Source organism: Xenorhabdus bakwenae (assembly GCF_030272115.1).
GTDB lineage: Bacteria > Pseudomonadota > Gammaproteobacteria > Enterobacterales > Enterobacteriaceae > Xenorhabdus > Xenorhabdus bakwenae.
This window is the reverse complement of sequence record NZ_CP119194.1, coordinates 2,037,721-2,060,491: the sequence shown is the minus strand read 5'-3', so window position 1 is coordinate 2,060,491 and position 22,771 is coordinate 2,037,721. Positions and strand designations below refer to the sequence as shown.

Annotated in this window: 21 protein-coding genes and 2 pseudogenes; 14 read left to right on the top strand and 9 right to left on the bottom strand. The window is 42.5% G+C overall.

The window, feature by feature from the left end; genetic code table 11:
- The first annotated feature begins 49 nt into the window (after positions 1 to 49).
- The 6 genes from PXH59_RS10555 (at position 50) to PXH59_RS10530 (ending at position 6,029) form a co-directional block, all read left to right on the top strand.
- The gene (locus tag PXH59_RS10555) at positions 50 to 367 is read left to right on the top strand and encodes a phage tail assembly protein (RefSeq protein ID WP_047767823.1); all 318 of its coding nucleotides are present in this window, start codon (positions 50 to 52) and stop codon (positions 365 to 367) included.
- Between the two features lie 14 nt (positions 368 to 381).
- Entirely contained in the window at positions 382 to 501 is a 120-nt protein-coding gene (locus tag PXH59_RS10550; protein WP_071827277.1) for a GpE family phage tail protein, read from the top strand.
- Positions 494 to 3,715, top strand: coding sequence for a phage tail protein (locus PXH59_RS10545; RefSeq protein WP_285808298.1), 3,222 nt, complete (start codon positions 494 to 496; stop codon positions 3,713 to 3,715). The genes PXH59_RS10550 and PXH59_RS10545 overlap by 8 nt, the downstream gene beginning before the upstream one ends.
- A complete protein-coding gene (locus PXH59_RS10540; RefSeq protein ID WP_047769640.1) occupies positions 3,712 to 4,218 on the top strand; it encodes a phage tail protein in 507 nt (168 codons plus the stop codon). Before PXH59_RS10545 ends, PXH59_RS10540 begins: the two co-directional genes overlap by 4 nt.
- Complete coding sequence (locus tag PXH59_RS10535) at positions 4,215 to 5,678, top strand: phage late control D family protein (protein ID WP_285808297.1); 1,464 nt, start codon at positions 4,215 to 4,217, stop codon at positions 5,676 to 5,678. Before PXH59_RS10540 ends, PXH59_RS10535 begins: the two co-directional genes overlap by 4 nt.
- 114 nt (positions 5,679 to 5,792) lie before the next feature.
- Positions 5,793 to 6,029 carry an ogr/Delta-like zinc finger family protein gene (locus PXH59_RS10530; protein ID WP_285808296.1) on the top strand — a complete coding sequence of 79 codons (237 nt, stop codon included), beginning with the start codon at positions 5,793 to 5,795 and terminating at the stop codon, positions 6,027 to 6,029.
- Between the two features lie 143 nt (positions 6,030 to 6,172).
- Here PXH59_RS10530 and PXH59_RS10525 read toward each other — a convergent pair.
- Positions 6,173 to 6,398 (bottom strand): annotated as a pseudogene (locus tag PXH59_RS10525) (HP1242/YdcH family protein).
- 269 nt (positions 6,399 to 6,667) lie between these two features.
- Between PXH59_RS10525 and eco the strand changes: the two are divergent.
- From eco to PXH59_RS10510, 3 genes are all read left to right on the top strand, one after another.
- The gene (gene eco / locus PXH59_RS10520; protein WP_047769646.1) at positions 6,668 to 7,144 is read left to right on the top strand and encodes a serine protease inhibitor ecotin; all 477 of its coding nucleotides are present in this window, start codon (positions 6,668 to 6,670) and stop codon (positions 7,142 to 7,144) included.
- 324 nt (positions 7,145 to 7,468) lie between these two features.
- The gene (gene aqpZ / locus PXH59_RS10515) at positions 7,469 to 8,176 is read left to right on the top strand and encodes an aquaporin Z (RefSeq protein WP_285808295.1); all 708 of its coding nucleotides are present in this window, start codon (positions 7,469 to 7,471) and stop codon (positions 8,174 to 8,176) included.
- A 99-nt stretch (positions 8,177 to 8,275) separates the two neighbouring features.
- Positions 8,276 to 8,731 carry a GNAT family N-acetyltransferase gene (locus tag PXH59_RS10510; RefSeq protein WP_352232056.1) on the top strand — a complete coding sequence of 152 codons (456 nt, stop codon included), beginning with the start codon at positions 8,276 to 8,278 and terminating at the stop codon, positions 8,729 to 8,731.
- 103 nt (positions 8,732 to 8,834) lie between these two features.
- On the opposite strand, the gene PXH59_RS10505 is transcribed toward PXH59_RS10510, so the two are convergent.
- Positions 8,835 to 10,055, bottom strand: coding sequence for an MFS transporter (locus tag PXH59_RS10505; protein ID WP_235428338.1), 1,221 nt, complete (start codon positions 10,053 to 10,055; stop codon positions 8,835 to 8,837).
- Between the two features lie 62 nt (positions 10,056 to 10,117).
- On the opposite strand from PXH59_RS10505, the gene PXH59_RS10500 reads away from it, so the two are divergent.
- Positions 10,118 to 10,762, top strand: a complete 645-nt coding sequence (locus PXH59_RS10500) for a TetR/AcrR family transcriptional regulator (protein ID WP_285808294.1) — start codon at positions 10,118 to 10,120, stop codon at positions 10,760 to 10,762.
- On the opposite strand, the gene PXH59_RS20260 is transcribed toward PXH59_RS10500, so the two are convergent.
- Positions 10,706 to 10,927 (bottom strand): ATP-dependent Clp protease proteolytic subunit, encoded by a 222-nt coding sequence (locus PXH59_RS20260; protein ID WP_369813280.1) that lies wholly within the window; start codon positions 10,925 to 10,927, stop codon positions 10,706 to 10,708. The genes PXH59_RS10500 and PXH59_RS20260 overlap by 57 nt on opposite strands.
- A 548-nt stretch (positions 10,928 to 11,475) precedes the next feature.
- Here PXH59_RS20260 and pvcA point away from each other — a divergent pair.
- From pvcA to PXH59_RS10480, 3 genes are read left to right on the top strand one after another with little or no spacing between them, the layout of a single operon-like run.
- Positions 11,476 to 12,474 carry an L-tyrosine isonitrile synthase gene (gene pvcA, locus PXH59_RS10490; RefSeq protein WP_047769654.1) on the top strand — a complete coding sequence of 333 codons (999 nt, stop codon included), beginning with the start codon at positions 11,476 to 11,478 and terminating at the stop codon, positions 12,472 to 12,474.
- A 43-nt stretch (positions 12,475 to 12,517) separates the two neighbouring features.
- Entirely contained in the window at positions 12,518 to 13,402 is an 885-nt protein-coding gene (gene pvcB / locus PXH59_RS10485) for a tyrosine isonitrile desaturase/decarboxylase (protein WP_285808293.1), read from the top strand.
- A gap of 30 nt (positions 13,403 to 13,432) precedes the next feature.
- Complete coding sequence (locus PXH59_RS10480; protein ID WP_285808292.1) at positions 13,433 to 14,713, top strand: glycosyltransferase; 1,281 nt, start codon at positions 13,433 to 13,435, stop codon at positions 14,711 to 14,713.
- A gap of 66 nt (positions 14,714 to 14,779) precedes the next feature.
- On the opposite strand, the gene PXH59_RS10475 is transcribed toward PXH59_RS10480, so the two are convergent.
- The gene (locus tag PXH59_RS10475) at positions 14,780 to 15,361 is read right to left on the bottom strand and encodes a YceI family protein (protein WP_285808291.1); all 582 of its coding nucleotides are present in this window, start codon (positions 15,359 to 15,361) and stop codon (positions 14,780 to 14,782) included.
- 21 nt (positions 15,362 to 15,382) lie between these two features.
- Complete coding sequence (locus PXH59_RS10470) at positions 15,383 to 15,937, bottom strand: cytochrome b (RefSeq protein ID WP_285808290.1); 555 nt, start codon at positions 15,935 to 15,937, stop codon at positions 15,383 to 15,385.
- Between the two features lie 321 nt (positions 15,938 to 16,258).
- On the opposite strand from PXH59_RS10470, the pseudogene PXH59_RS10465 reads away from it, so the two are divergent.
- Positions 16,259 to 16,748 (top strand): annotated as a pseudogene (locus tag PXH59_RS10465) (glutathione S-transferase N-terminal domain-containing protein).
- 252 nt (positions 16,749 to 17,000) lie between these two features.
- Here PXH59_RS10465 and PXH59_RS10460 read toward each other — a convergent pair.
- The 4 genes from PXH59_RS10460 to prpB all read right to left on the bottom strand — a co-directional run bounded on the left by PXH59_RS10460 (position 17,001) and on the right by prpB (position 22,580).
- Entirely contained in the window at positions 17,001 to 18,893 is a 1,893-nt protein-coding gene (locus PXH59_RS10460; protein WP_285808289.1) for a propionate--CoA ligase, read from the bottom strand.
- Positions 18,894 to 19,035: 142 nt separating this feature from the next.
- Positions 19,036 to 20,487, bottom strand: a complete 1,452-nt coding sequence (locus tag PXH59_RS10455; protein WP_285808288.1) for a bifunctional 2-methylcitrate dehydratase/aconitate hydratase — start codon at positions 20,485 to 20,487, stop codon at positions 19,036 to 19,038.
- A 22-nt stretch (positions 20,488 to 20,509) separates the two neighbouring features.
- Positions 20,510 to 21,682: a bifunctional 2-methylcitrate synthase/citrate synthase gene (gene prpC, locus PXH59_RS10450; RefSeq protein WP_047769671.1), complete on the bottom strand. Its 1,173-nt coding sequence runs from the start codon at positions 21,680 to 21,682 to the stop codon at positions 20,510 to 20,512.
- Positions 21,675 to 22,580 (bottom strand): methylisocitrate lyase, encoded by a 906-nt coding sequence (gene prpB, locus PXH59_RS10445; RefSeq protein ID WP_047769673.1) that lies wholly within the window; start codon positions 22,578 to 22,580, stop codon positions 21,675 to 21,677. Before prpB ends, prpC begins: the two co-directional genes overlap by 8 nt.
- Positions 22,581 to 22,771: the final 191 nt, after the last annotated feature.

Genomic DNA, 22,771 nt, shown 5'->3' with positions numbered 1-22,771 from the left:
AATCATACCTGTTGAGACAGGTTTCTAATCGGATAAACAAGGTTGAACCATGACAGAAACACTGAATACTCAAAATGACGATCTGCGCACCATTGAACTGGAAGCACCACTGGCACGAGGCAACGGCGAAATCACGGAAGTGGTGGTACGCAAACCTAACAGCGGTGCGTTGCGCGGTGCACGTTTACAGGCACTGCTGGAAATGGATGTGGATTCTATGCTGCTTGTCCTGCCGCGTGTGACCACCCCTGCATTGACCAAAAATGACCTGATGATGATGTCACCTGGTGATCTGATTAATCTCAGTGTGGAGGTGGTCAATTTTTTGTTGCCGAAGTCGGTCAAGTCCGATTCCCAGAACGATTAACCGTTGATGAATTGGTGGCAGATATTGCCACCGTTTTTCACTGGTCACCGACAGTCACAGATGAAATGTCACTCTCGGAACTATTGGACTGGCGGCATCGGGCCATTTTAAGAAGTGGTGCAGAAAATGAGTAATATACAGTCACAGCTCAACAAGGTACTGAGTACCGTTGGAAAGCTGACCAGTTCCTTTAAATCTTTTCAACAGCATCAGAAAAAACTGGTAGGTTCAGTTGATAAAATTTATAACCAGTTTAAAAAACTTAATAAGACTGTTGAAGGATTAAAACCCATTGTAGGTTATGCGCAGGAAACTGCGCGTCTGCGTGCCGAGCTTAAAACCTATAATCAAACCATTAAACAATCTTTCTCTGCGCAGAAAAACGCCACTGGAGTGGTGCAAGTCAGCGCTGCTAGCCAATCAGCCAATATCACCCAAATTACACAGAATATTAGACAAGAGAATTCATCCAGTAAAAAGAGTGAATTTAATCTGGGTGTGACGGGTAATATGACTAACAATTTTAAATTGTTAGATAAATTGGTTATTAATATTAATCCAAAGATAACAATTTTATTTGGCACGCTGAAAAAAATTAAAACAGTTTTGAAATTTCCTACTAATTCAGTGAAAGCATCGTTTCAAATTCTGATTAATTCTATAAAAATTTTTGGCAGTGTTGGTATAAGAGTTTTTGGTTCTCTGAGAGTTAGTCTCCGTATCTTTGGTATTTTGTCTATCCAGATTTTTGGAACATTGAAAGTTAGGCTAAATATTTTTGGAAAGATAGGCATCCGAATATTTGGCTCTCTGCGTATAGGCCTGAATATCTTTGGGCAATTAGGTGTCCGAATTTTTGGTTCATTGCGTATAGGCCTGAATATCTTTGGACAATTAGGTGTCCGAATTTTTGGTTCGTTGCGTATAAGCCTGAATATCTTTGGGCAGTTAGGCGTCCGGATCTTTGGTTCATTGCGTATTAGCCTAAATATCTTTGGGCAATTGGGTGTCCGGATCTTTGGTTCATTGCGTATAGGCCTGAATATCTTTGGGCAATTGGGTGTCCGAATTTTTGGTTCACTGCGTATAGGCCTGAATATCTTTGGGCAGTTAGGCGTCCGGATCTTTGGTTCACTGCGTATTAGCCTGAATATCTTTGGGCAGTTAGGTGTCCGAATTTTTGGTTCACTGCGTATAGGCCTGAATATCTTTGGACAATTGGGTGTCCGAATTTTTGGTTCACTGCGTATAGGCCTGAATATCTTTGGGCAATTGGGTGTCCGAATTTTTGGTTCACTGCGTATAGGCCTGAATATCTTTGGACAGTCAGGTGTCCGAATTTTTGGTTCACTGCGTATAGGCCTGAATATCTTTGGGCAATTGGGTGTCCGAATTTTTGGTTCACTGCGTATAGGCCTGAATATCTTTGGACAGTCAGGTGTCCGGATCTTTGGTTCGTTGCGTATAGGCCTGAATATCTTTGGACAATTGGGTGTCCGAATTTTTGGTTCACTGCGTATAGGCCTGAATATCTTTGGGCAGTCGGGCGTCCGAACTTTTGGTTCGTTGCGTATAGGCCTGAATATCTTTGGACAATTGGGTATCCGAATTTTTGGTTCACTGCGTATAGGCCTGAATATCTTTGGGCAATTAGGCGTCCGGATCTTTGGTTCATTGCGTATTAGGCTAAATATCTTTGGGCAATTAGGTGTCCGAATTTTTGGTTCATTGCGTATAGGCCTGAATATCTTTGGGCAATTAGGCGTCCGGATTTTTGGTTCACTGCGTATAGGCCTGAATATTTTTGGGCAATTGGGTATCCGAATTTTTGGTTCATTGCGTATAGGCCTGAATATCTTTGGCCAGTTGGGTATTAGAATATTTGGTTCGCTGCGTATTAGGCTAAATATCTTTGGACAATTAGGTATCCGAATATTTGGCTCACTGCGAATAAGTTTGAATATTTTTGCGCAGTTGGGGATACGCGTTTTTGGTTCCCTGAGAATTAGCCTAAGTATTTTTGGTCAATTAGGTGTAAGAGTATTTAGTTACTTGGGAAGTAGCCTCAATATATTGGGTAGTGTTGGGGGGAAAGTTTTTGGTTTTCTCAGAAATTCATTAAGTACACTATCCAGTGGCGGTAACAGAGGCGGTATTTTTGTAGGGTTAAAAAAAGGTATAGGAAAACTAGGAAGTATTGGACAAAAAGTATTTGGCTTTTTGGGCAATAGTATAAGCATTCTAGGAAGTATTGGTGCGAAAGGTTTAGGCTTTTTAGGTACTGCTTTCAGTATGCTTGGTCGTGCAATAATGGTTGTTGGCCGAGTTATGATGGCAAACCCAATTCTTGCTATTATTGGCGTTATCGCAATGGCTGCTATTTATATTTGGCAGAATTGGGAAACATTAGGGCCGAAATTCACTGCATTGTGGGAAAACATCAAAAATGTTTGTAGCAATGCATGGCAGGGAATTAAAGACAGAGTCAATGCTGCTTGGGAAGGTATTAAGAGTTATTTCATGAATGGTGGATTAATTGGCCTTATCTACCAAAATTGGGACACTATTAAACAAAGTACCTCAGAAGCTTGGGAATCCGTTAAAGCTAAAATAGGTGGAGTGTGGGAATCCGTTAAACAGAATACATTGGAAATTTGGGAGAGCGTCAAAAAATCAATTTCAGATAGATGGAATGAAATTGTTGCTGATGTTCAGGCTATTCCTGAAAAATTAAAACAAGCTGGTTCGAATATGATCGACAGTTTGTTATCTGGTATTCAAGAAAAATGGGAGAACCTGAAAAATAAATTTGCCTCTATTACTGATTGGTTTAAATCGTGGTGGTCTGATGATGAGAAAAAAGAGGTCACGTTAAAAAAATCAGAGGAAGTTACCAAGAGCGAAACAGCTAAACAGGCGAAGCAGATTGCTCAATACGATACAGGCGGGAATATTCCGGCTGGAGAATTCGGCATCGCAGGTGAGCGTGGCCCTGAAATTATCAGAGGGCCGGCAAGTGTGATCAGTCGGAGAAATACAGCGAAATATGCTGCCGCTGGTGTTGCTCTTAGCACAATGTCACTACCGATTGCGGCGCAGGATGCACCATTCCACGCGCAGAGTTTACCTGCTCACGCTTATGAAGAAGTGCAGGCGAAGCGGCAGCAGAACCAGCCACAGCAATACAGTGGCGCGGCACCGCAATATAACATCTATGTCTATGGCTCCCAGGGACAATCCGCGCAGGATATTGCCCGTATGGTCAGGCAGGAATTGGAACAAAGGGAACGCATACAACAGGCTCGTACGCGTAGCTCATTTTCAGACAGAGGAGAAGATTTCTCATGATGGCTGCACTTGGTTTATTTGTTTTTATGCTGAAAACAACGCCCTATCAGACTTTTCAATATAAACAGAGTTGGCGACATGCCTTTAACAGCCGCGTGGGAGCGCGGCCTGCATGGCAGTTTGTCGGTTCAGACAATGATACGATCACGCTATCAGGGGAGCTTTATCCTGAACTGACAGGGGGTTCACTTTCATTAACCGCATTGAAATTGATGGCTGATAGTGGCAAGGCGTGGTCTTTTATTGATGGCAGTGGAGCCATTTACGGTATGTTCGTTATCGAAAGCATTGATGAGACAAAAACAGAATTTATGTCAGGCGGTGCGGCCAGAAAAATCAGTTTTACGCTGACTTTGCGACGTGTTGACAATAATTTGTTTGAAATGTTGGGCGATTTGCAGGATCAGCTTTCTGATATCAAGAAAGATTTACCTAATTTGCCAAAGAAACTTTCTGCATCCAAAGATGATGTTGTGGGTAAAGTCAAGGAAGTGTTCTCATGATTGATTCTGAAAAGTGGATACCCGACACGGATTGGGTTCCTCAATTTGATTTGGTCACTGGAAAAACCAGTAAGCCTGCTTTTCGGCTGGAAATCAACAACCAGGATATCAGTGGAAAGATTCAATCACGCCTGATGTCATTAACATTGACGGATAATCGTGGTTTGGAATCAGACCAGCTCGATATTGAGTTGGATGATGCGGACGGAATGCTGAAGCTGCCTCGTCGTGGCGATATTCTTATCTTAGAACTGGGGTGGCATGGCCACTCCTTAACACCGAAAGGAAAATTTGTTGTTGATGAAATTGAACATAGTGGTGCGCCCGATCGATTAACCATTCGTGCCCGCAGTGCAGATTTTCGTGGTGATCTGAATACGAAAAAGGAAATTTCTTACCATAAATGCACGCTAGGCAGTATTGTCAGTACCATTGCTGCCCGAAATAAATTGGCATTTAAGATAAGTTCAGAGTTGGAAAATATCTCTGTGCATATCGATCAAACCAATGAATCTGACATGAGCTTTTTGACTCGACTGGCAAAACAAGAAGGTGCAATCGCTTCAGTCAAAAATGGCGAATTATTGTTTGTTCAGCAAGGGCAGAATAAAACAGTGAGTGGTCAGAATATTCAGACTGTGCTGATCACGCGTCAGTCAGGGGATAGTCACAGATTTTCTCTGTCCGATCGTGAGGCCTATACTGGTGTTGTTGCCCAATGGATGGATACACGTACAGCAACTAAACAGACGGTTAAACTGAGGCGAAAGGAATCAGAGGAAGGAAAAGCTGAACTTGTCGTTGAATATGAAAGTAGTCGCCAATCATCAGGCAAAAGTTCTTCTCAAACAGACAAAAAAACCACTAGAAAAGAGGAGGCTTCTTCCGGGAAAAAGCAACCACAATCCTCTAAAAAAGACAAAGATCTTAAACCTAAACCACCTGCACCTGGCAAAGTTAATTTGGCGAAGAAAAAACCAAAAACGAAAGGTCGTGGTAAGCCAGCTTATATTAAAAAGGGGAGTAAAAAGAAAAGCAAAAACAAAGGTAACGGCAGTATCGAGATAGAAGCAAATTACGATATTGCAGCAAGCTCATCTTATGAAGAACAGCGTGAATCAACGGTTGAACACCATCAAACGACGACGGTACAGCAAGAATCTGCAAGCTATTTGGTGGGAACTCAGGAGAATACTCTGGCGCTTTCACGTATTTATTCTGACAAAGAAAGTGCAGAGCGTGCCGCTATCGCTGCTTGGAAAAAAATACAACGAGGTGCTGCGCAGTTCTCTATCACATTAGCATTGGGGCGTGCTGATATTTATCCTGAAATGCCCATCCAGTTAGAAGGGTTTAAGCCAGAAATTGATGGAACTGACTGGACCTTGGTCAAAGTCACTCATACGCTCAATGACAGTGGTTTTACGACATCATTAGATCTCGAAATAAAAAGCGACTAATTTGAAATGAGTACTTGATCTCTATATGAGATCTTTGGTATATTGTTCACCAGACGAGACGGTGTTATTTCAAGACAGTTATTTCAAGATAACGATTTCAGAAAGGTGAACAATATGATTAAGTGTCCTCTGTGTGATCAATCAGCGCATACACGTAGCAGCTTTGAGCATTCGAGCCAAACAAAGGAGCGCTATAACCAATGTCAGAATATCAATTGTGGGGCAACGTTCGTCAGCCATGAAACCTTTGTCCGTTTCATTTCTAAGCCAGGTGAAGTCCAGAATGTGATGCCACATCCAAGGGCAAAAACCAAGAGACAACCTCGCCAGAAAGCAGCTGCCGTACAATAAATAACGAAAAAATTATTGCTCCAGTTTTTTTTGCCACCGTTATGGTGGCTTTTTTTTGATGCTGGATTGAAGAGGTTCTCTATTCGAGAACTTTTTGTGACGCCCACTCGTCAACAAAGTAGGCGTCAAAACCATTTAGCTGTTTATTTCTGGTTCTGATATTGTTCCTGCAAAATCCTTTGCATTTCATCTTTGATGTGTAGTTTTTCTTTTTTTCAGGCGCACAACTTTATCGTTGTAACCTGCACCATTTGGGCCTTCAAGTTGGGCTATCTCGTGGTCAAGTCGGTTATGTTTTTCAAACAGGGATTGGAAGCGGGGATGAGACTCTTTCAGGTTGGATACTAAATCACGATATTCTGGAAACATAAAACCTCCTATACGAAATTCACTACCACACTCAATGAGAGTGTAGCAGGTCATTTTAATATCAGATTTGAGAAATATCACATAAAAAAGAACTGGTAGAACCTGTTCATCAGATTGGTGATTAATAAAAATTAACATTGATTATGAGTAATAGATTTTCTCTTATTTGATGCCTTTAAGAATCAGTGCCTTGCCAAAAAACATAATTTACCCCAATTTTTTTGTTGTTATTATCTAGTCTCCTTTTTAAACATATTCAGAGGTAATATATGAAAAAATATCTATTTCCTTTAGCTGCATTGATGGTATCAACTTCGGTTTTTGCCGACAAAAAACTGGAAGACATCGCCCCTTATCCTGCGCCTTCTGAGAAAATGGCTCGTAGCGTGATTGAATTGCCTCAGAAAGAACATGAAAACGGCTATATAGTTGAGTTGGTGATTGGCAAAGATATGAAAGTGGATTGTAATCATCACTGGTTTGGCGGTCAGTTGGAGACTAAAACGCTGGAGGGTTGGGGATATGACTATTATGTGCTAAATAATGTGACGGGTCCCGCTTCCACAAAAATGGCTTGTCCAAATGAAGAAGAAACAGTGCGTTTTGTTCAGGTTCAGTTAGGTAAGGATGCTTTTATCCGTTATAACAGCAAATTACCTATCGTAGTATATACGCCAAAATCGTTGACCGTTAAATATCGTATTTGGCAAGCCTCAGATGAGGTAAAGAAAGCAGTTATCAAATAAATTTTTGATTAAATAAATAAACAACCTGGGTTGTTATATTAAACTCAGGTTGTTTAAAAATGCATTTCTTCGTTGCTTATTGTTAATGTAACAATATACCAATTCAATTTCAGGATGCGTGTTATATTTCCCTGCTGCGCGGGGAAATATAAGGCCTCTCGTTGTCTGGCGGATTGCAACTTGAAGTTTATCGAGTATAAATCAATTTATATTGATTTTTTCTTTATTTTTCTGTCTGTGGTTCCTTGCCCATAATTAAAAACACTAACTAAACTGTTTGTGGATTCTTTTGCATTCATGCAAATATCATTGAGGAATCATCGAATGTTTAAAAAGTTATCGGCAGAGTTTTTGGGGACTTTTTGGTTGGTGTTTGGTGGATGTGGTAGTGCTGTTTTAGCTGCGGCATTTCCACAGCTGGGGATTGGTTTTGTCGGCGTATCTCTGGCTTTTGGTTTAACGGTGGTAACGATGGCCTATGCCGTAGGGCATATTTCAGGAGGGCATTTTAATCCGGCGGTAACATTGGGATTGTTCGCTGGCGGGCGTATTTCAGCTAAAGATGTTATTCCTTATATTATTGCCCAGGTCATTGGAGGGATTGCGGCAGCCGCAGTACTGTACCTTATCGCCAGCGGTAAAAGTGGTTTTGATGCAACGGCAAGTGGTTTTGCATCTAATGGCTATGGTGAACACTCTCCTGGTGGTTTTTCATTACAAGCTGCAATTATTATTGAGTTAGTATTAACCGGTTTTTTCTTGATTGTCATTCTTGGAGCAACAGATAAAAATGCACCAGCAGGTTTTGCACCATTGGCTATCGGTTTAGCATTGACACTTATTCACTTAATCAGTATTCCAGTCACAAATACATCGGTTAACCCGGCAAGAAGTACTGCGGTTGCTATTTTTCAGGGGACCTGGGCCTTGGAGCAGCTTTGGGTATTTTGGTTGATTCCATTAATTGGCGGTGCTATCGGTGGATTGATATACCGGACACTCTTACAGAAAGATGATTCATCCGTTAATTGATATTTCCCTCATTTTGATTAAGCCATGTTATAGCATGGCTTTTTTTATTCCTTTTTATGGTAGATTTATTCACATTTCAAGCTCTTCTTAAAAGGAAAAATGATGGAACAAAATATAACATGGGAACGGGGTGAATATTGGATCACAACGGATAAGAGTAAGATCGATATGCATTTCGTTCATAGTGAATTAACGCAATTATTTTGGGCGCGGGGTGTTGAGTTGGATAAAGTCAAAACTGCAATAGAAAATAGTTTATGCTTTGCATTATTTCATCGTGATAAAGCAATTGGTTTTGCAAGATTAGTAACTGATTATTCAATGTTTTCTTATCTTTCTGATGTGTTTATTATCGATGACTATCAGAAGAAAGGATTAGGGCGTTGGTTGGTAGAATGTGTTTTACAGCATCCGATTATTCCCCATGTAAAACATGTGATGTTGGTGACTTCTCATGCAGGTTGGCTTTATAAGAAACTGGGATTTTCGCCTGTCGTAGAGCAGGATTTTGTATGGACATTAGACAAAACGAAAATCCCTGGAGTACCTCAATAAGTGTTAAGAAAGCAGGCGGTTATTATTAGTGTTTGGATAATACCGCCTGCGCTGTTTATATCCACTCATTAGAAATAAAAATTCACGCTGAAAATAAATATCATCATCTATTAGCCGTATTATTTTCTTTATATAAGGTGAAAATATCAGGTAATAAAGTTGTTAAGCCAATGAAAGCCATCAATGCACCAACCCATAGTGGAGCCTGCAATCCCCAGCCTAAATCAATACACAATCCACCAAGAAAAGAGCCGATGACCACACCCAGCGTTATCACGGAGGAGTGAATTGTATTAACCAGTGGGCGACTATTAGCTGTTCGCATCACCCGAATGACCATAGCTGGGTTCATCGTTACTCCGACTAATCCGATACCAATTAGGGATAAGGCTGCAAGTGATTTGTTATCAGCAAACAAACCAAAGAGCAGGAGAAATAGGGTAAGAGAAATTAAGCCGATGGTTAAGACTGTGATTATATGGCGATCTGCGAATTTACCTACCACGATATTGCCCACTATTGTGGCGATACCATAGAGAATCAGCAAACTGGCGATCATATCATCACTGAAACCCGTTACCTCTTTTAATATTGGTATAAAGTAAGTAAATGCCGCAAAAGTTGCCCCGATAATCAGCAAGCTGGTGGAAAAAACACACCATAATTTCAGATTTTTTAGTTCTCTTAGTTCCGCACGTAAACTAATAGCAGGGATTTTGGGGATAGAGGGAAGGTAAAATATGCTGATAACACTTGCTATTGTGGCTAATACACTGGTTGTCCAAAAACTTTCTCTCCAACCGACATATGTGCCTATTAAGTTAGCCATGGGTAGCCCTAAGATCGTTCCCAACATAATGCCGGAAAGTACAATAGAAATTGCCCATGCTCGTTGCTGTTCCCTTACGATTTCCACACAGATTGCCAGTGCAACACCAAAGAAGGCTCCCGAAGCGGCACCAGTGATAATCCTTGCGACCATTAGCATGGGATAGGAATTTGCAAGTGCACCAAGGATTTCACCGATAATGAAAGTCACGTATAGGCTAATTAATGCTGTTTTGGGGGATGTTTTTAATAATCCCGTAGCGAGAAGTGGGCCACCAAACGCCATGGCTAAAGCATATAAGGAAACAAGATAACCAATTTGAGAAATGGATACGCCTAAATCGTAAGCCATAATTGGTACCATTCCCGTCACTTGAAATTCACTAGTCACTATAGTGAAGATACCGATGGTTAGGATGTAAATGGCCAGAGGAATCGATTTATGCTTTGTCGTAGTATGGCAATTATTCATATTACTAGGGCTTAAGTTTTCCATAATTAGCGTCTTTTGTTGATCATTTATGTAGTATGGATTACAAAATTATATGACTTGCGAAAATGGGTCAATATATTTATGTTATAGTTACTACAAAAATAACAATGGTACATATGATGGCACAACGAGGACGTCCTTTAAGTTTTAATCGTGATACTGCGCTTCAACAAGCAATGGAGCTGTTTTGGAATAAAGGTTATGAAGGTACACAACTTGTTGATCTCACGGTTGCGATGAATATCAACCCACCGAGTTTCTATTCGGCATTTGGCAGTAAGAAAAAAGCCTTTTATGCAGCGGTTGAACTCTATATTAAAACAGTCGGGGCTAAAGCAATGGACAGTCTTAATGAAGCTGTTAGTGTAAGGGAAGGTGTGCGAGCAATGTTAGAGTGCTCTGTCGAGGTGGCGACTTCGAACCGATCCGGCGGCTGTTTGCTGATTTTAGGAGTGATTAACCATTCTCAAGAAAATGAGGATGTTCATGCTTATCTTAAAACTGTGCGTAAAAACACACTCGCATTGATTCATAGTCGGATAGAAAAAGGGGTAAAAGATGGTGAGTTACCCGATGATACCAATGTTGGAAAATTGGCATCATATTTTTTGGGGATTATGCAGGCCATTTCATTGCAGTCACGTGATGGCGTGTCAAAAGAAGAACTGATGAGTTTGATTGAGCCGGCAATGGCTGCAATACCTTCTTAAATTAATTGATACCAGAAAGCCAGCACGTGCTACCCAACCAGTACCAATCATCACGACTCTGGGTTTGATAAATTTAATCATGTCATGCAGGGTATCACTTGCTTCAACGTGCCCACCTTGACTATTGATAAATATTTTTATTGGATCACTACTGATTTCCTGCAAAATTATTAGCTGCGTTATTACTTTTTTCAGCGAGTTGTTGATTAATTTCTCCCGCGATAATAACGCAGCGCGATTTAATGAGTTGATTTTGAGTATATGGGGTTGTTGCCCCCTCGTTTTCGGATTTATTGGTAAATTCGTTATGCATTATTTTTTATTCCGTAACAAATGATGTTAGATATATAAATAATATAGCTTTTAAAAAAATATTTCTTAAGAACTTTGAACTTTATTTTTGTTTTGTAACATCATCAAAAAAATTGAATTAAATTTTTAAAAATTTTAATTTTTTTATGAAATTATAATGATATATATTTATGCTCATGATTTTTATGGTTGTATAACACATGTAATAAAAAAAGATACAATAAAAAAACTCAGTGTATTTATGGTTGAATTTGGTTGTATATTGTAACTTCCATGCTGTAAGTTTTATTTTTGTGTTTTTTTATATATTTGAAAGCATGTGAGCTGATGTTTTATACCCAGCAATATCGTCAATTGCATTAATTAGCCGTGATGTAAATGTAATAAATTAGGAATGAATTATGGAACATCTTGACATAGAAGAAGTGTCTGACAAAATTTTACACGAATTATTGCAGTATCGACGTCGTTTTCCTGAGTCTGAATATACACTTCAAGATGAAGAAAAAAAGGTTTCCGAGGTTCAGCTACCACGTATCCGTGCATTTGTGGAGCAAGGGAAACCTATCGAATGTATTTTACCTGCCTTTCCGACAAAATCCCCCAATCCTAGAAAAGTATTGGGTAAAATGCCGGATATGGCAGAAAAATTATCACTGATTTTTCTGAATTCCCTTTGTCAGCGTATTCAGCTTTATTATCCACCTGGGGCAAATATTGTTATTTGTTCTGATGGTCATGTTTTTAGTGATCTTATTCTTGTCGATGATGACACAATTACCCATTATCAATTAGAAATTGAAAAATTGTTGCATGAACTGGGCGCGACTCATCTTTCAGTTTTTAATCTTGGTAACGTTGAATCACTAACGCAATATACTAATGATTACGATCAACTGCGTGAATTATTGGTTAGTCGTTACGCCTCTTCAATCGAGGAGATCAAAGAAGAACTTAAAAAAACGGAAGAAGGTGTTCAATTATATCGGGCGATTACTCGTTTTCTTTATGAAGATAGCTTATTGCCGGAATATACAGGTTCAAAAAATGCGTTGCAAAAAGATGCACGCCAGCGCTCGGCTGGGGTTATTCAACGTAGCTGGGCGTGGGGTAATTTGTTGGCAGAACAGTTCCCTTTGGCGATCCGTCTTTCTATTCACCCGCAGCCCGTGGACAGTATCAAAATTGGTATTCATATGATGCCAACCCGCGATGATTGGTTGACGCCGTGGCACGGTGTGGCGGCCAACATTAACGGTCAGTTTGTACTGATGAAAAGCGATGAAGTGAAAAAGATGAATGGAAAGCTGATCGAAATTCGAGGTGTTCCAAGCCATTACGTGATTGAAATGTCATCAGAAGAAAACCCGCAAACAGAATTCCAAACAGCGACAGCATAAGCAGAACAACCACGTGGTATACCATATTTTAGAGAGAGAAATCATGAATACCTATGAACTTGATTGTCATATTGAGGCGATGAAACCTTTTGGCGTATTGATTACGCCCAATTACCCTGGTCAGAATATTACCGTACTGTCGGTTGATGCTTTGCGTGAATTAGCCCGAACTCATCTGCTGGTTGTATTGCGTGGCTTTCAATCCGGTTTTACGGATAAAGAGAAATTAGCGGAATATTCTGGCCGTTGGGGTGAAATCATGATGTGGCCATTTGGTGCTGTATTGGATGTTATGGAGTCTCCGAAACCCTCTGACCATGTTCTGGATAGCAGTAGTGTACCGTTGCATTGGGATGGAATGTATAGGGAAACGATCCCTGAATTTCAGATATTTCACTGTGTATCTGCCCCCGAAGCGGCTCAAGGAGGGCGCACCACGTTTGTCAACACGGAACAATTGATTACTGAGACCAGTGATGATGAGCGTAATGCATGGAAAAATACGACTATTACTTACCGTACAAGACGAGTGACACATTATGGCGGCGAAGTGATTTCACCGTTGGTTTGTCTTCATCCCGACGGTAAAAAATGGGTGATGCGTTATAATGAGCCGATGGGCAAAGAAGATGTGAAGTATGCTGATCATCACGCTTTGAAGATAGATGGAATGTCACACGAAGAGCAACAAGCTCTTGAGGAAACATTATATAACCGATTGTATGATCCGCGTTATTTCTACGCCCACCAATGGCAGTCTGGTGACATTGCGATTTGCGATAACTTCACTTTATTACATGGACGTGAAGCTTTTATTTCCCGTTCTCCTCGTCATATTCAACGGGTGCATATCCACGGCGTGCCCGTGTGTAAAAATCACAGCTTCCGTACTATTTCTGTTTCCGGTTCTGTTTCCAATGCCGATTAAGTAGACGTTACCTTGAAGGAGGTTTGATTAATGTCGCGTATTGTCTTAGCTGCGGTTGCAACGCCTGGTCATGTTTTGCCAATATTCACTATTGCGGAGCATTTAATAGGACAGGGACACGATGTCACAATATTCAGTGGTTCCTTGTTCCAACCGAAGGGAGAAGCGTTAGGCGCCACTTTTATTCCTTTCGATAAGCAAGTCGATGTGGATTACCGCTATCTGGAAAAACATGTTCCCGAACGGGCAGAACATCCACCGGGAAATACCCAGATGGCACTATCGCTAAGGCGATTTTTTGCCGAACCTATTCCTGTGTTATCGAAACAATTGATGCAAGTGATCGAAGAAGAACAAGCTGACCTGCTCATTATCGATAATACCTTTTATTCGGTGCTGCCGTTATTGCAGAAACCGGCTGAAAAACGTATTCCTGTCATTGCTATTGGTGTTTCTCCGCTGCCGTGGTCAGCAAAAGATGCCATATTCTGGGGGGCCAGGATCCCACCTGAATTATTACCTGCTGATTTAACACGCGAGCAATTGGTCGATGAGGAAACGCACCAATTAATTGAACAGGTCAGGGCCGCATTCAATCAGTCGCTTGCTGCCGTAGATTGTCTCCCACTGACAGGAGATCATAATGATGTTTTGATGAGCGGAGTTGATCGTTTCTTACAACTGGCAACGCAGTCATTTGAATTTTCTCGTGATGATTTACCTGAAACGGTGGAATTTATCGGCTCATTACCGGTGAAAGTGGAAGAGGATAAAACGCAAATCAGTTGGCCGGATGAGAGCCAGCCCTTGATTCTGGTGACTCAGGGAACACTGGCTAATATTGATTTTAGCCAATTGATATTACCGGCATTGCACGCATTGGCTACGTTGCCAGTTCGGGTATTAGCGATTACCGGTGGCCGTTCTATTGATGTCCTGGGCAACGATCTGCCAGCAAATGCCAGAGTGGTAGAGTATCTCAATTTTGAACACTGGCTTCCGAAATCATCAATTTTTATTACCAATGGTGGATATGGTTCACTGAATTCAGCCATTCGTCACGGTGTCCCTTTGGTGGTCGCGGGAACAGGAGATGGTAAGCTGGAGGCCGTCGCCCGCGTTATCTGGTCACGTTGTGGTATCAGTTTGCATACTGATACACCCAGTGAGCAGCAATTATATCAGGCGGTGACAAGGATATTATCTTCCCCGATATGGCACCAGCAGTCACAGATCATTAAGGCAGATTATGATGCCCATAATGCGTTGGCATCAATAACGCGTCATATTAATGAACTGATGACCCAATAGGTATTTTGAAAGCCGAAGGGGATAAAATAGAACGCGGTACGTTTTTCTTACCGCGTTCTTTTATGATTAGGCTTTTTCCCGCACGCCTTCAACGGAAATGATCAGTTCGACTTCCTGAGATTTTGGTCCCAGATCTTCTTTAATATTAAAGTCTTTTAGTTTGAGTTTGCCTGTCGCCTCAAAACCCGCGCGATATCCTCCCCACGGGTCGTTTCCGGCATTGATCAATTTTGCGTCCAGTGTGACAGGCTTGGTTACACCATTTAATGTGAGATCGCCGGTAATAAAGTAATGTTCACCTTCTTTCTTAATATTCGTTGATGTGAATTTAGCTTCAGGATATTTATTACTGTTCAAAAAGTCAGATCCACGTAAATGCTTATCTCGTTCGACATGTTTGGTATCTACACTGTCGGTTTTGATAACCACATTCACTTTATCGTTTGCCGGATTTTGCGGATCAAAAGTAAAGTTACCATCGAAATCCTTAAAACCCCCATAAAGCCAGCTAAATCCTAAATGCTGAATACGAAATTCAATAAAGGCATGTTGGCCTATTTTATCGAACTTATAATCAGCAGCGAGTGCGCTTCCTGTACTCATAAGCCATCCCCCTACGGTCAGGGCTACTAGCGTCTTTTTCAGCATAATAATTCTCCAAAAGTCATTTTAATTTGGTTTGTAACCAAACATTCTTTTTAGGGTGGTATCACTTTCAATAAAGTGATGTTTCAGTGCCGCAAGCCCATGTAATAGGGAGAGCACGACAACAATCCAGACAAGATAAAGATGAATAACGCCCGCCGTATCAGCCTGTACGCCTTGACCTGTTAAGGTTGCAGGAATTTCAAACCAGCCGAAAATGTTGATAGGTTGCCCATCGGCGGTAGAAATAAGATATCCACTAAATAGAATACCAAATAAGGTGATGTAGAGAGTGAGTTGCATCAATTGTGAACTGAGGCGAATAAAAAGACTGTAGCTTGCCAAAGGTTTTGGTGGTGGCGAAATAAATCGCCATACTACCCGAATAATCATGACAATAAATAATAAACTACCTATACTTTTATGCAGCTCAGGAGCACGATGATACCAGTTATCGTAATAACTTAATGTGACCATCCATAATCCAAGTACAAACATTCCATAAACAGCGAGCGCGACTAGCCAATGAATTAGAATAGAAATTTGGCCAAAGCTGGTGGAAGTGTTTTTGAGAGACATATTATATCCTTATTTTTAATATAAATATGTTTCTACAATATAGCCGAGAGTTTTTAAATTGCGTAGTGAATTAATTTCTTTATTTTATGTGTTATTTTATTTTTTATGGGGTGTTATTCTAATAATATGGTATTTTATAATGGATTAAATAATTCACTATTTTAATAGGAAAATATTAAATTTAATTACACTGTTTCATTATTATATACCAATCCAACTTCAAGATGCGTGTTATATTTCCCCGCGCAACGGGGAAATATAAGGCCTCACGTCGTCTTGCGGATTGCAACTTGAAGTTTATCGAGTATAGAGAGAAAGACGATGTATACATTGTGGATAGCCAATAAAAATTACTCTTCCTGGTCACTGCGTCCGTGGATTTTGCTCAAAGTGTTGGATATACCTTTTAATGAAAAGTTGAGCTATTTTGAAGATGCTAAAAGCAGCCGTGAGAAATTCCAGGCATTTTCACCTACTGGTTTGGTTCCTTGTCTGATTGATGGAGAGATTACTGTCTGGGATTCTCTGGCAATTGTGGAATATCTTGCTGAAGAACATATACAAGTTTGGCCATCAGATAAAATAGCCAGGGCATGGGCGAGAAGTGCTAACTAGATTTGGGGGTGAATGGCTGGCGGGAGATAAATTTACGGCTGTTGATGCATTTTATGCCCCTGTGGTTTTCCGCGCCCAAACCTACGGATTGAAATTTTCTGCAATCAGTCAGAGATGGGTTGATCGTATGTCAAAACATCCTGCAATGGTGGAATGGGCAGAAGCTGCACGAAAAGAGCCTAAGATAGCGCATTAATTCACGTCTTATGAATAGGAATTTGTGTACCCTGATTTAATATTTCACTTTAAAAATTAACGAACGAAAAAGCTAATCTATTTATCTGGATAAAAAAAGCTCCGTGTAGGAACGGAGCGAGAAATAGGTAAAAGTAGCTGAGAGAAATGTAGTACCGAGTTATAATAACTCAGCGGCATTAAATGAAAACTAAACAAAAAAGAGATGAGTATATGTTCCTGAGTACGAATACTTGGTATGGCTGATACTTGCTTAATGGGAAATCGCATCCCGAATGGCTTCCAAGGCTGCGGGGTTCTCAATCAGGGCAATATCGCTTGGCTCACGTCCTTCACAAATAGCCTGCATGGTACGGCGCAACATTTTTCCTGAACGGGTTTTCGGTAATTGCGTCACAAAATAGACCCGAACCGGACGTCCGACGCTGCCGATTTTCTTATCAACCAATTCCATTAATGCTTTCTCCAATGTGGCAAAATGGTCAGCACTCTGGATTTCTCGTCCTTCTTTGAGGACAGCAAACGCCACGGCAGCTTGTCCCTTTATTTCATCCTTGACACCAATGACGGCAACTTCGGCAACATCTTCGTGGCTGGCAATGCACTCTTCAATCTCTCGTGTTCCCAAACGATGGCCGGAAACGTTAATCACATCATCCGAACGTCCCAGAATAAAATAATACCCCTCGCTGTCACGTATCCCCCAGTCAAATGTCGAATAAACTTGCTGGTCAAAGTGACTCCAGTAAGTATTAATGAAACGGGGATCGTCGCCATAGATGGTCTGGATGCAACCCGGAGGCAAAGGGCCTTTGATGACCAGCATTCCCTTTTCATTATCCCCACATTCCTGCCCCGTCAGTTCGTTGAGCAGTTTGACGTTAAAACCGTACATGGGAAAGCCGGTGCTGCCAAAACAGCCTGGCCTGTCATCCAGACTGCGGGCAATTGCCATAATGGGCCAGCCTGTTTCAGTTTGCCAGTAGTTATCAATGACAGGCACATTAATAGTTTCGGCAATCCAACGGGCGGTATGTTCATCAAGGGGTTCTCCCGCTAAATAGAGTGTTTCAAGCGATGAGATATCATATTTGGCGATACAATTCGTCGGGTATTTTTTCAGAACGCGGATTGCTGTAGGGGCAGAAAACATTCGGGTGACACGATGTTTTTCGACAATTTGCCACCAGATGCCCGCATCCGGGCGTATCGGGAGACCTTCATACATGATAGTCGCCATGCCGGCGATCAAGGGGGCATAGACAATATAAGAGTGCCCGACAACCCAGCCAATATCCGATGTGCAGAAAAAAACGCCGCCTGCCTTACCACCAAAAATAAGGTCCATTGATGTTGCCAGCGCTACGGCATAACCGCCGACATCACGTTGAACCCCTTTCGGGGTTCCGGTTGTACCTGATGTATAGAGCACACAAGACGTTTCATTGGAACCGAGCCAGGTGACAGGAACTTCCGCATCAAGATGCTGCTGCCGTAGTGTGGCAAAATCTATATCCCTGCCGTTCACCCAATGAATATCGGATAGCCCGCGATCTACCATCAAAACATGACGGGGCGTGTGCTTGGCTAACGCAATAGCTTCATCAAGCAGAGGTTTATAAGGAATGATTTTTCCCCCACGTGAACCCGCATCCGCTGAGACGACTAAAACCGGTTCGGCGTTATCTAATCGGGTAGCGAGACTGTGGGAAGCAAAACCGCCAAATACGACTGAATGGATTGCCCCAATACGGGCACAGGCCAGTAAAATAAACAGGGCTTCGGCCACCATTGGCATATAAACAACGACACGATCGCCTTTTTTTACGTCGAGCGACAACATGATGGCGGCGGCTCGATTCACTTCCCGATGTAATTCTTTATAGGTGAAAACTCGTTCGCTATTGGTTTTAGTTTCCGTTGAAATGGCAATCAGTGCTCTGGCATCGGGTTGGCTTTCCAACCAGCGGTCGAGTGCGTTGTAGCAGAGATTAGTTTTTCCCTCACAAAACCAACGGGCAAACGGGGGATGACTATGATCCAGCGCTTGTTCAAAAGGCTGTTGCCAGTGTATTCGTTCAGCCTGTTCTGCCCAGAAAGTATCGGGATCATCAATTGAATGCTGATAGAAATCTTGGAATGACATAATCTCTCCTCCTACATCCATCGCTCAGGGGTATATACCCGATAAACTTCAAGCTGCAATCCGCAAGACGACGCGAGGCCTTATATTTCCCCGCTACGTGGGGAAATATAACACGCATCTTGAAGTTGGATGGGTATACACATTATATGACATACAAATCAAGGTATTCGTTTACCGGAATGTCTCTCAATGACATCAGGTCAAGAGATACCGCTAAAATTTTTTGTTGCTGCTCTTGCGGGAAGCGACGCGCCAGATTGGTTTTGAATTTCTCCTCTAATAGCGGAATGCCCTCTTTGCGGCGACGGGCGTGTCCAAGCGGGAATTCGATTTTAACTTCGTCCGGTTGGGTGTCATCGGTGAATGTCAACGTCAGCGCATTGGCGATGGCGCGTTTTTCGGGATCGTGATAATCACGGGTAAAATCGGGGTCTTCGACGCAGACTATTTTTTCCCGCAAGGCGTCAATGCGTGGATCGGCCGCGATATCATCTTCATAATCCGCCGCCGTCAGACGACCAAAAATCAGTGCAATAGCAACCATATATTGAATGCAGTGATCCCTGTCGGCGGGATTATTCAATGGTCCTCGTTTATCAATGATCCTGATACAGGCTTCGTGGGTGCGTATTGTGATGTGAGCAATATCTTCAATGCCCTTGCCGCGCTCTTTCAGTTGCTGATGTAAGATCATAGCCGCTTCTACCGCAGTTTGTGAATGGAATTCTGCCGGGAAAGCGATTTTGAACAGCACATTTTCCATCACATAAGCGCCATAAGGGCGCTGGAATTTGAAGGGCTGACCATTGAACAGGACGTCATAAAACCCCCAGGTTTTGGTCGTCAATACGGAGGGATAGCCCATTTCGCCTGTTTGGGCTATCAACGCCAGACGTACGGCACGGGAAGTTGCATCTCCCGCCGCCCAGGATTTGCGAGAGCCGGTATTGGGGGCATGGCGGTAAGTTCTCAAGGATTGTCCGTCAACCCAGGCTAATGAAACCGCACTTAATATTTCTTCCCGTTTCAACCCTAATAGTTGGGCAACAACCGCCGTAGATGCCACTTTGACTAAAACGACATGATCCAATCCGACTTTATTGAAAGCATTTTCTAATGCCAGACAGCCTTGAATTTCATGCGCCTTAATCATCGCTGTCAGAATATCCCACATGGTGAGTGGTTTTTCTCCGTGGGCAAGCGCATTTCTGGACAACCAGTCGGCGGTGGCAAGTATTCCGCCAAGATTATCAGAAGGATGTCCCCATTCGGCCGCCAGCCAGGTGTCATTGAAATCAAGCCAGCGGATCATGGCTCCAATGTTGAATGCAGCCTGAACAGGATCGAGCTGAAATTGAGTTCCGGGTACACGCGCGCCATTAAGCACCGTTGTGCCCGGCGCAATTGGCCCTAATAACTTTGTACAGGCGGGATATTCCAGCGCTTCCAGTCCACAACCCAACGTATCTATCAGGCAGTGGTGGGCTGTGGCGTAAGCAATTGGGGATGTAATGGTGTAGTCCATGACATAATCCACAATATCTACAATCACCTGATCGTAATCAGGACGGTTGTTAACAACAGAGGTAGACATAATTAATCCTTAAATCGAATTATTAACGTTGTTCAATCGGTATAAATGCCAAATTTTCAGGGCCAATATAGTTAGCGGATGGACGGATGATTTTGTTATCAATACGTTGTTCAATAATGTGAGCGGCCCAACCGGAAGTACGGGCAATCACAAACAGCGGGGTAAACATGGCAGTAGGTACTCTCATCATGTGATAGGAAACCGCAGAGAACCAATCGAGATTCGGGAACATTTTCTTGTTATCCCACATTATGGATTCAATCCGATCCGCAATGTCATACATCTGGGGCGCCCCTGCTTCCTGAGACAGTTGCCGGGAAATTTCTTTAATCACTTTATGGCGGGGATCGGAAACAGTATAAACCGGATGACCAAAACCCATGATGACTTCTTTTCTCTCCAAACGGGCCAGAATATCGGCCTCGGCTTGCGCGGGAGTGTCATAACGTTGCTGGATTTCAAATGAAACTTCATTGGCCCCGCCATGTTTTGGTCCCCGCAGGGCACCAATCCCCCCGATAATGGCAGAGTAAATATCTGATCCAGTACCCGCAATGACCCGGCTGGTAAAGGTAGAAGCATTAAATTCATGCTCGGCGTACAGGATAAGGGAAGTCTGCATGGCTTTTTCCCATGATCTCTGTGGTTTTTGACCATGCAAGAGATGGAGAAAGTGTCCGCCAATGGAATCATCATCGGTTTCAACTTCAATGCGGCGGCCATGATGGCTGTAGTGATACCAATAAAGCAGTATTGAACTGAGCGAGGCGAGTAAGCGATCAGCAATATCGCGGGCACCCGCCAGGTTGTGATCTTCTTTTTCTGGCAAAGTACAACCCAGTACAGAAACACCAGTACGCATGACATCCATAGGATGCGCCATCGCAGGCAGTGCTTCCAAGGCGGCTTTAACGCTGCCGGGCAGGCCCCGCAAGTATTGCAATTTGTTTTTGTAGGCAGTTAATTCTGCGCGGGAGGGAAGCTTGTCGTGGATGAGAAGATAAGCGACCTCTTCAAATTCACAATGGGCGGCCAAATCGAGAATATCATAGCCACGGTAATGTAACTCATTGCCATTTTTGCCAACGGTACAGAGCGCCGTATTGCCTGCCGTAACACCGGACAGTGCAACTGATTTTTTGGGTTTGATGGGTGTAGATTCAGAGACTCCCGCTGTCGTATTCTGCTTACTCATAAGTATCACCTCTGCTATTTTTCTGGGAAAACAGGGCATCCAGTTTTCGTTCAAAATCGTAGTAGTTGATGCTTTCATAAAGTTCATTACGGGTTTGCATCATATTGATGACATTTTTCTGGGTGCCATCCCGACGCAAAGTGGTATAGACCTGTTCGGCCGCCTTATTCATCGCCCGAAATGCCGATAGAGGGTAAAGGGCAATGGCGACGTTGACGCGCCTTAATTCTTCGATTGTAAAGAGCGGCGTAGCACCGAACTCGGTAATATTCGCTAAAACGGGAACCTGCGTTCTGGACGCGAATTCCTGATACATAGGCAGCTCTGTGATTGCTTCAGGGAACAGCATATCAGCACCCGCTGCGATATAAGCTGCGGCCCTGTCCAGTGCGGCATCTAACCCTTCTACGGCCAGTGCATCTGTGCGGGCCATAATGACAAAATTCTCATCAGTGCGGGCATCAACGGCAGCCTTGATACGGTCTACCATCTCCTGTCTGGAGACAATTTCTTTATTTGGACGATGGCCACAACGTTTAGCACCGACCTGATCTTCAATATGGACACCTGCGGCCCCTGCTTTAATAATAGAACGAATTGTGCGGGCGACATTAAACGCTGAGGAACCGAATCCAATATCGGCATCGACAAGCAGCGGTAAGTCACAGACATCAGTAATGCGGCGGACATCAATCAACACATCATCCAGCGTAGAGATCCCCAAATCGGGTAGCCCCAGTGAACCTGCGGAAACCCCACCGCCTGAAAGGTAAATCGCCTTGTAACCTGCCTGTTTTGCCATCAATGCATGGTTTGCATTGATGGTTCCGACGACTTGTAGCGGAGATTCGTCCTTTATTGCCTGACGAAAAGCTAAACCAGCGGAAGAAAATGCCATATACAACCCCATTGTTACTAAAATGAAACGATTTGTGTTTGATTGTTACTATGGAAATGTTTATAGCAAGGTTTATGCCAATACTTTAAAAGCGGGAAAGTGAACCCACAGGGATATAACAATCGTATTGTTTTTATTATCTAAATTAATTGGGTGAATAGGTTTTGGTTGATGGGTGGTTACTGTTTAGC

Bases quoted from the DNA above. Each gene is read 5' to 3' on its own strand.
- PXH59_RS10555 (WP_047767823.1), top strand. From the start codon at position 50: ATGACAGAAACACTGAATACTCAAAATGACGATCTGCGCACCATTGAA.
- PXH59_RS10545 (WP_285808298.1), top strand. From the start codon at position 494: ATGAGTAATATACAGTCACAGCTCAACAAGGTACTGAGTACCGTTGGA.
- PXH59_RS10540 (WP_047769640.1), top strand. From the start codon at position 3,712: ATGATGGCTGCACTTGGTTTATTTGTTTTTATGCTGAAAACAACGCCC.
- PXH59_RS10535 (WP_285808297.1), top strand. From the start codon at position 4,215: ATGATTGATTCTGAAAAGTGGATACCCGACACGGATTGGGTTCCTCAA.
- PXH59_RS10530 (WP_285808296.1), top strand. From the start codon at position 5,793: ATGATTAAGTGTCCTCTGTGTGATCAATCAGCGCATACACGTAGCAGC.
- eco (WP_047769646.1), top strand. From the start codon at position 6,668: ATGAAAAAATATCTATTTCCTTTAGCTGCATTGATGGTATCAACTTCG.
- aqpZ (WP_285808295.1), top strand. From the start codon at position 7,469: ATGTTTAAAAAGTTATCGGCAGAGTTTTTGGGGACTTTTTGGTTGGTG.
- PXH59_RS10510 (WP_352232056.1), top strand. From the start codon at position 8,276: ATGATGGAACAAAATATAACATGGGAACGGGGTGAATATTGGATCACA.
- PXH59_RS10505 (WP_235428338.1), bottom strand. From the start codon at position 10,055: ATGGAAAACTTAAGCCCTAGTAATATGAATAATTGCCATACTACGACA.
- PXH59_RS10500 (WP_285808294.1), top strand. From the start codon at position 10,118: ATGGGTCAATATATTTATGTTATAGTTACTACAAAAATAACAATGGTA.
- pvcA (WP_047769654.1), top strand. From the start codon at position 11,476: ATGGAACATCTTGACATAGAAGAAGTGTCTGACAAAATTTTACACGAA.
- pvcB (WP_285808293.1), top strand. From the start codon at position 12,518: ATGAATACCTATGAACTTGATTGTCATATTGAGGCGATGAAACCTTTT.
- PXH59_RS10480 (WP_285808292.1), top strand. From the start codon at position 13,433: ATGTCGCGTATTGTCTTAGCTGCGGTTGCAACGCCTGGTCATGTTTTG.
- PXH59_RS10475 (WP_285808291.1), bottom strand. From the start codon at position 15,361: ATGCTGAAAAAGACGCTAGTAGCCCTGACCGTAGGGGGATGGCTTATG.
- PXH59_RS10470 (WP_285808290.1), bottom strand. From the start codon at position 15,937: ATGTCTCTCAAAAACACTTCCACCAGCTTTGGCCAAATTTCTATTCTA.
- PXH59_RS10460 (WP_285808289.1), bottom strand. From the start codon at position 18,893: ATGTCATTCCAAGATTTCTATCAGCATTCAATTGATGATCCCGATACT.
- PXH59_RS10455 (WP_285808288.1), bottom strand. From the start codon at position 20,487: ATGTCTACCTCTGTTGTTAACAACCGTCCTGATTACGATCAGGTGATT.
- prpC (WP_047769671.1), bottom strand. From the start codon at position 21,682: ATGAGTAAGCAGAATACGACAGCGGGAGTCTCTGAATCTACACCCATC.
- prpB (WP_047769673.1), bottom strand. From the start codon at position 22,580: ATGGCATTTTCTTCCGCTGGTTTAGCTTTTCGTCAGGCAATAAAGGAC.